Annotated in this window: 7 protein-coding genes; all 7 read left to right on the plus strand. The window is 62.7% G+C overall.

The features are described from left to right. The first annotated feature begins 34 nt into the window (after window positions 1-34). The 7 genes from KHP60_RS07925 (at window position 35) to KHP60_RS07955 (ending at window position 6653) form a co-directional block, all read left to right on the plus strand. Window positions 35-1015: an ABC transporter permease gene (locus KHP60_RS07925; RefSeq protein ID WP_213563374.1), complete on the plus strand. Its 981-nt coding sequence runs from the start codon at window positions 35-37 to the stop codon at window positions 1013-1015. A gap of 10 nt (window positions 1016-1025) precedes the next feature. Next, the gene (locus tag KHP60_RS07930; RefSeq protein ID WP_213563375.1) at window positions 1026-1982 is read left to right on the plus strand and encodes an ABC transporter permease; all 957 of its coding nucleotides are present in this window, start codon (window positions 1026-1028) and stop codon (window positions 1980-1982) included. A 14-nt stretch (window positions 1983-1996) separates the two neighbouring features. Continuing rightward, window positions 1997-2989, plus strand: a complete 993-nt coding sequence (locus tag KHP60_RS07935; RefSeq protein WP_213563376.1) for an ABC transporter ATP-binding protein — start codon at window positions 1997-1999, stop codon at window positions 2987-2989. Beyond that, a complete protein-coding gene (locus KHP60_RS07940) occupies window positions 2986-3990 on the plus strand; it encodes an ABC transporter ATP-binding protein (RefSeq protein WP_213563377.1) in 1005 nt (334 codons plus the stop codon). Before KHP60_RS07935 ends, KHP60_RS07940 begins: the two co-directional genes overlap by 4 nt. 78 nt (window positions 3991-4068) lie before the next feature. After that, the gene (locus tag KHP60_RS07945) at window positions 4069-5007 is read left to right on the plus strand and encodes a bifunctional helix-turn-helix transcriptional regulator/GNAT family N-acetyltransferase (RefSeq protein ID WP_213563378.1); all 939 of its coding nucleotides are present in this window, start codon (window positions 4069-4071) and stop codon (window positions 5005-5007) included. Next, complete coding sequence (locus KHP60_RS07950; RefSeq protein ID WP_311924689.1) at window positions 5004-5897, plus strand: DMT family transporter; 894 nt, start codon at window positions 5004-5006, stop codon at window positions 5895-5897. Before KHP60_RS07945 ends, KHP60_RS07950 begins: the two co-directional genes overlap by 4 nt. 321 nt (window positions 5898-6218) lie before the next feature. Further along, a complete protein-coding gene (locus tag KHP60_RS07955; protein ID WP_213563379.1) occupies window positions 6219-6653 on the plus strand; it encodes a hypothetical protein in 435 nt (144 codons plus the stop codon). Window positions 6654-6698: the final 45 nt, after the last annotated feature.

Raw genomic sequence — 6698 nt, forward strand, 5'->3', positions numbered from 1 at the left:
TTTCGCCGGAGCCGACGCGATCAAGAGATTGTAAATGTTCGCTTTCATCATCCGACGTGCCCTTCAGGCCATCGGTGTACTTTTCGCCGTCGGGATCATTTCGTTCGCGATGTTCCGCTTTGCAGGCGATCCGGTCAACCAGATCGTATCGCTCGATACACCAGCCGCGGAGCGGGAACAGGTTCGTCGCTCCCTCGGTCTCGACGATCCTGTGCCTTTGCAGTTCGTTCGCTACCTCGCCAAGGCTGCCCAGGGGGATTTCGGGGTTTCCTACCAGTTCCGGCAGCCTGTGGCGGACCTGCTCGCCGAGCGTATGCCGGCGACCCTGGAACTGGCGCTCTGCGCGACGCTCTTCGCCACCGGATTCGGCGTGCTGATGGGCGTCTATTCGGGATTGAAGCGTGACAGCTTTCTCGCGAAGGTATTTCAGACGATCTCGCTCATCGGCATTTCTCTTCCGACCTTCCTGATCGGCATCCTGTTGATCTATCTCTTCTCCGTAATCCTGGGATGGCTCCCTTCCTATGGGCGGGGCGATACGGTGCAGATCGGCTGGTGGTCGACCGGTCTGCTGACACTATCGGGCCTGAAGGCGCTGATCATGCCCTCCATCACGCTGGGCCTGTTCCAGATGACGCTGATCATGCGCATCGTTCGGGCCGAGATGCTGGAGGTGCTGCGCACCGACTACATCAAGTTCGCGCGGGCGAGGGGGCTTACGACCCGTGCAATCCATTTCGGACACGCGCTCAAGAATACCCTGGTGCCGGTCATCACCATCGTGGGCCTGCAGTTCGGCTCGGTGATCGCGTTCGCGATCATCACGGAGACCGTGTTCCAATGGCCCGGCATGGGCCTGCTGTTCGTCCAGGCCGTGCAGAATGTCGATATCCCGATCATGGCGGCCTACCTCATGCTGGTGGCGCTGATCTTCGTGGCGATCAACCTCGCCGTCGACATCCTCTACACAATCGTCGATCCTCGCCTGAGAACGACCATCCGGCAGCCGGCCTGAGGAGACAATCATGGCGGAAGCAATTCAAACAGCGCCCGCGCCTCAAGCCCAGCCGACGACCTGGACCGGCCGCTTTCTCGACAGCGATGTCTGGGCGAGCTTCAAGCGTTCCAAGCTGACGATGACGGCAGCCGTCGTGACGTTCCTGTTCATGGCAGCCGCCGTTCTCGCGGGTCTCGTGGCCCCGCAGGACCCCTTCGATCCGGCACAACTTGATCTGCTGAACAGCCGATTGCCGCCGCTCTGGGATGCGGAGGGGCAGGCGCCCTTCGTGCTCGGAACGGACGAGCAGGGCCGCGACATCTTCTCGGCCATCCTCTACGGCCTGCGGATCTCGCTCGCCGTCGGCTTCCTCGGCGTGGCCTTCTCGGCCACGTTGGGTATCGCGCTAGGCCTGATTGCCGGCTATGTGGGCGGCACGACGGATGCGGTGATCATGCGCATTGCTGACGTGCAGCTGACCTTCCCGGCCATCCTCATCGCCCTTCTCGTCGACGGCGTGGTGAAGTCCATTCTCGGAGGCCATCTCGACGGGGTAACGACCCTGTCCGTACTGGTCTTCTCCATCGGCCTGAGCTTCTGGGTGCAGTATGCACGAACCGTGCGCGGCTCGGTGATGGTCGAGAAGAACAAGGACTACATTGCGGCCGCCCGGCTCATCGGCCTGCCGGCTCCGGTGATCATGTTCCGACACGTCCTGCCCAATGTGCTGGGTCCGGTGCTGGTCATCGCCACCATCAACCTCGCGCTCGCGATCATCACGGAGGCGACCCTGTCCTTCCTCGGTACCGGAATGCCGGAAACCATGCCCTCGCTGGGCACCCTGATCCGCATCGGCAACAACTACCTGTTTTCCGGCGAGTGGTGGATCGTGGCGTTTCCCGGCATCGCGCTGGCGCTCCTCGTCCTTGCCATCAATCTATTAGGGGATTGGCTGCGTGACGCGCTCAATCCGAGGCTGCGATGAGCGGGGGAGCATCCATGGCGCAACCAGTCCTCTCCGTCCGCGACCTGCGTGTCGAATTCGTCACCCGGCGCGGCATTCTGAAAGCCATCGACGGGATTTCCTTCGACATCGGCAAGGGCGAGGTGCTCGGCGTCGTCGGCGAATCCGGTGCCGGCAAGTCGGTGACGGGTTCTGCCGTCATCGGCCTCATCGATCCGCCGGGGCGGATCGCGGGAGGCGAGATCCTGCTCTCGGGCATGCGCATCGACAACCTTCCGCCGGAGGAGATGCGCAGGGTGCGCGGCAAACGCATCGGCATGATCTTCCAGGACCCGCTCACCAGCCTCAATCCGCTCTACCGGGTCAGCGAGCAGCTCATCGAGACCATCCGCACCCACACGAACCTGTCCGCCTCGGCGGCGCGCAAGCGGGCCATCGACCTCCTGGCAGAAGTTGGCATTCCTGCACCGGACAGGCGAATCGACAGCTACCCGCACGAATTCTCGGGCGGCATGCGCCAGCGCGTGGTGATCGCGCTTGCCTTGTGCGCGGAGCCCGAGCTCATCATCGCCGACGAGCCGACGACCGCCCTCGACGTCTCGGTTCAGGCGCAGATCATCGCGTTGCTCAAGCGACTCGGGCGCGAGCACGGCACGGCCATCATGCTGGTCACGCACGATATGGGCGTGATCGCCGAGACCGCCGACCGGGTCGCCGTCATGTATGCGGGCCGCATTGCAGAGATCGGGCCCGTGCGCGACGTGGTGCAGAACCCGCTCCATCCCTATGCCAAGGGGCTGATGGGCGCGATCCCGTCCCTTGAGAGCGATGCGGACCGCCTCGTCCAGATTCCCGGCTCCATGCCGCGCCTCTCGGCGATTCCGCCCGGTTGCGCCTTCAATCCGCGTTGTCCTTATGTATTCGACCGCTGCCGGGTCGAGCGGCCGGAGCCCATCCAGCACAGCGAGCATCGCGTCGCCTGCCATCTCTACGATCAATCTTCCGTCCGGTCGGAGGCCGTCGCGTGACCGAGAACTCTTACGTCGAAGTCAAAGACCTGCGCCGCGTGTTCGACGTCTCCAAGCCCTGGCTCAACCGGGTTCTGGAGGGCGGGGAGAAGCAGTACCTCAAGGCGGTCGACGGCGTCTCCTTCAATATCGCCAAAGGCGAGACCTTTGCCCTCGTCGGCGAGTCCGGTTCCGGAAAGTCGACCGTGGCACGGATGGTGGTAGGCTTATTGCCGCCCACGAGCGGCGAGGTTGCGATCGACGGCGTCTCCATGTCGAGCAGGGCGGCTTCGGCGGAGCGCCAGCGCCTGCGGCGGCGCATCCAGATGATCTTTCAGGATCCCTATGCCAGCCTCAATCCCCGCTGGCAGGTCGACCGCATCGTGGCCGAGCCGATAAGGGCCTTTCGCCTGATCGAGGGCGAGAAGGGCATCGACGACCGGGTCGGCGAACTTCTGTCTCTTGTCGGCCTTCACCCGGCTGATGGCAGGAAGTACCCACATGAATTCTCCGGCGGCCAGCGCCAGCGCGTCGCCATTGCCCGCGCGCTCGCGTCCAATGCGGAATTCATCGTCTGTGACGAGCCGACCTCCGCGCTGGACGTGTCCGTGCAGGCGCAGATCCTGAATCTCATGCGCGATCTGCAGGATCGGCTGGGGCTGACCTATCTGTTCATCAGCCACAACCTCGCTGTGGTGCGCCACATGGCGAGCCGCATCGGCGTGATGTATCTCGGTCGCATCGTCGAGATCTCCGAGGGACGCGAACTGTTCGCCTACCCGAAGCATCCCTACACCCGCATGCTCCTCGATGCGGTGCCGGATGTTGGAATGACCGGGCGCCAGCGCATCCCGGTGCGCGGCGAGATCCCGAACCCGATCAGCCCGCCAACCGGCTGCACCTTCAATCCCCGGTGCCCCTTCGCCAATGACCGGTGCCGGACGGAGATTCCGCCGCTGCTGGGAGGGGTGGCCTGCCACGCGATCCATGAGGGACGTCTGGCTGTCGACGCAGCAGCCTGAACAGCAGAGAATTCCACCGGATGTATATAGTTGACTGAGTCAATTATATGCCGGATTCTGCTCGGCAGGGAGGCAGTCATGTCCCACATGCCGATATCGCCGACGGACGATCAAGTCGAGAATGTCAGGAGCTTCAACCGCTTCTATACGCGCCATATTGGTCTCTTGAACGAAGGACTGCTCGAAAGCGCATTTTCGCTCACGGAAGCCCGTGTGCTCTATGAAATGGCTCATCGCGGTCCTGTGACCGCAGCCGATCTCGGCCGTGAACTCGGCCTCGATGCCGGCTACCTCAGCCGCCTTTTGAAAAGGTTCGATGCCCACGGCTTGGTCCAACGCTCGCCGTCAAAAGCCGACAGGCGTCAATTTCTCCTGTCTCTGACCGATAAGGGCCTTGCGGCCTTTGCGCCACTGGACCGAGCCTCTGCGGCCCAAGTGGCAGCCATGCTGTCAGGCATACCTGTCGGCGAGCGGGAGCGGCTCGTTCAGGCCATGACTACGGTTGAGCGTCTGGTCGGCGGTGGGCGGGAGCCCAACCGCCCTTATATCCTGCGCTCTCACCAGCCGGGAGACATCGGCTGGATCGCTCATCGGCAGGGACTGCTCTACGCTCAGGAATACGGCTGGGACCAAACCTTCGAGGCGCTGGTCGCGGAGATCGCCGCGTCCTTCGTCAGGAACTTCGATCCGCAATGGGAGCGCTGCTGGATCGCGGAGCGGGACGGGGAGGTGGTCGGCAGCGTTTTCCTCGTGCGCCACTCGGATGAGGTGGCGAAACTCCGGCTGCTCTATGTGGAGCCTTCCGCCAGAGGGCTCGGTCTCGGGCGTCGGCTCGTCGACGAGTGCATCGGCTTCGCCAGAGCGAAGGGATACAAGACCCTGACCCTGTGGACCAACGACGTGCTGGTCGCGGCCCGCAGCATCTACCAGGCCACCGGCTTCCGGCTGGTGAAGGAGGAGGCGCATCACTCCTTCGGAAAGAACCTCGTCGGGCAGACCTGGGATCTCGATCTGTGAAGCGCCAGGAGACGCTTGCCCTGGTGGCCGCGGCGGCAACGGGCGTCCAGGTCGGAGCGGCCATGGTGGCCACACGCTTCGTCGTCCACGACATCGGCCCGGCGTCCCTGGCTTTCCTGCGCTATGCCATCGCCGTTCTCTGCCTGGTTCCGCCCGTGCTGATGGGTGCACGGGTGCGGTTTGCCATCCGTGACCTAGTGGTCGTGATGGCTCTTGGCATCGTGCAGTTCGGCGTTCTCATTGCGCTCCTGAACTTCGGCCTCCAATTCATTTCATCCACTCGCGCGGCTCTCCTGTTCTCGACCTTTCCGCTGATGACCATGATCATCGCGGCCTGCCTCGGACGTGAGCGCCTGAGCCGAATGAAAATTGCCGGAGTCCTGCTGACCATCGTCGGTGTCGGCATGGCCCTGGGCGAGCGGCTGATCACACAGAGCACAGCCAGCGAGTGGCTCGGAGCGATTCTCGTACTCGCGGCCGCCCTATGCGGCGCCATATGCTCGGTGCTGTACCGGCCGTATCTCGCCCGCTATCCGACACTCCCTATCGGCGCTTGGGCCATGCTGGCATCGGTTGTATTCCTTGCCGCGCCCGCAGGCCTGGAGGGGCTTTTCACGGAGATGCCACGGCTCGGTCCGGGCGGCTGGATCGCCGTTCTGTTCATCGGCCTGTCGAGCGGGGCCGGTTATGTTCTCTGGCTCTGGGCGCTGAAGCATGCGACACCGACGCGGGTAACGGTTTTCCTCTCGCTGAGTCCGATCACGGCGGCTCTGCTCGGTGCCTCGTTTCTTGGCGAACCCTTCACGCCAGGCATACTGCTCGGTCTCACGGGTGTCGCTGCTGGGCTTTGGCTTGCCACCAGATCGGCGCCGGCTCTCAAGCGACCATGACGGTGGGTACGGCCGAGAACGACCGAAAGGGCGCAGGAGGATGTGCTCGCACCATAAGGAAATGATGAAATTTTAGTCATAACTTTAGAATGTCTATAGTCTCCAGGATCCACAGGCTGGCGCCCAGCAGAGTAGACTGGCCGAAAAGTCTTATAATCCACGACATTCTAACTGAGCAGTTGGAAAGCTTTGCTTTTAAGGAACGGCGTAATCACAACTCTGTGTGGTGAAATTACGCTTGGAAACCATCCCTATCGATTGCGTTTAGCCTCTGTCTTACGTGGCGAGCGGCCATGTTCAAATTAAGCACAGGAGGCATCTATGAAGAAGCTTGCGATCTTCGCCGGCGCTGGATTCATGGTCCTTGGCGGCATGGGGGCCGCTATGGCGCAGCCATCCCCCATTTCCGGTACCCCCGGCTCTCTCTTCCCGGAGGCAGCTCCCCATGAGATCCGCTACATCAACGGCGTGCCTTGCCGTACGATCTTAGACCCGACGACCCGGAATACACGCATCCCGGTCGCGTGTGCCGGGCAGGTCAGTGGTGCTATGGTGCCCATGGCTGGTGACGTCGTGACGACGGGCAGCATTGCACCTGCTCCGGTCGGACCCATGATGGGCGCTCCTGTTCCGGTAGGAGCCCTGGATCCCTATGCGGCTCCCCATGAGATCCGCACGGTCAATGGCGTGCCTTGCCGTACGGTTTTGGATCCAAATAACCGAGACACGCGCATTCCGGTCGCCTGCGGTCAGTAAGCGCACTTTCCTTAGCGGAAGACGCGGGTCTGATGACCCGCGTCT

The organism is Microvirga sp. 3-52, from assembly GCF_018383585.1.
GTDB lineage: Bacteria > Pseudomonadota > Alphaproteobacteria > Rhizobiales > Beijerinckiaceae > Microvirga.

Excerpts from the sequence above, each read along its gene's own strand:
- KHP60_RS07945 (WP_213563378.1), top strand. The coding sequence starts at position 4,069 with ATGTCCCACATGCCGATATCGCCGACGGACGATCAAGTCGAGAATGTC.
- KHP60_RS07925 (WP_213563374.1), top strand. The coding sequence starts at position 35 with ATGTTCGCTTTCATCATCCGACGTGCCCTTCAGGCCATCGGTGTACTT.
- KHP60_RS07930 (WP_213563375.1), top strand. The coding sequence starts at position 1,026 with ATGGCGGAAGCAATTCAAACAGCGCCCGCGCCTCAAGCCCAGCCGACG.
- KHP60_RS07955 (WP_213563379.1), top strand. The coding sequence starts at position 6,219 with ATGAAGAAGCTTGCGATCTTCGCCGGCGCTGGATTCATGGTCCTTGGC.
- KHP60_RS07935 (WP_213563376.1), top strand. The coding sequence starts at position 1,997 with ATGGCGCAACCAGTCCTCTCCGTCCGCGACCTGCGTGTCGAATTCGTC.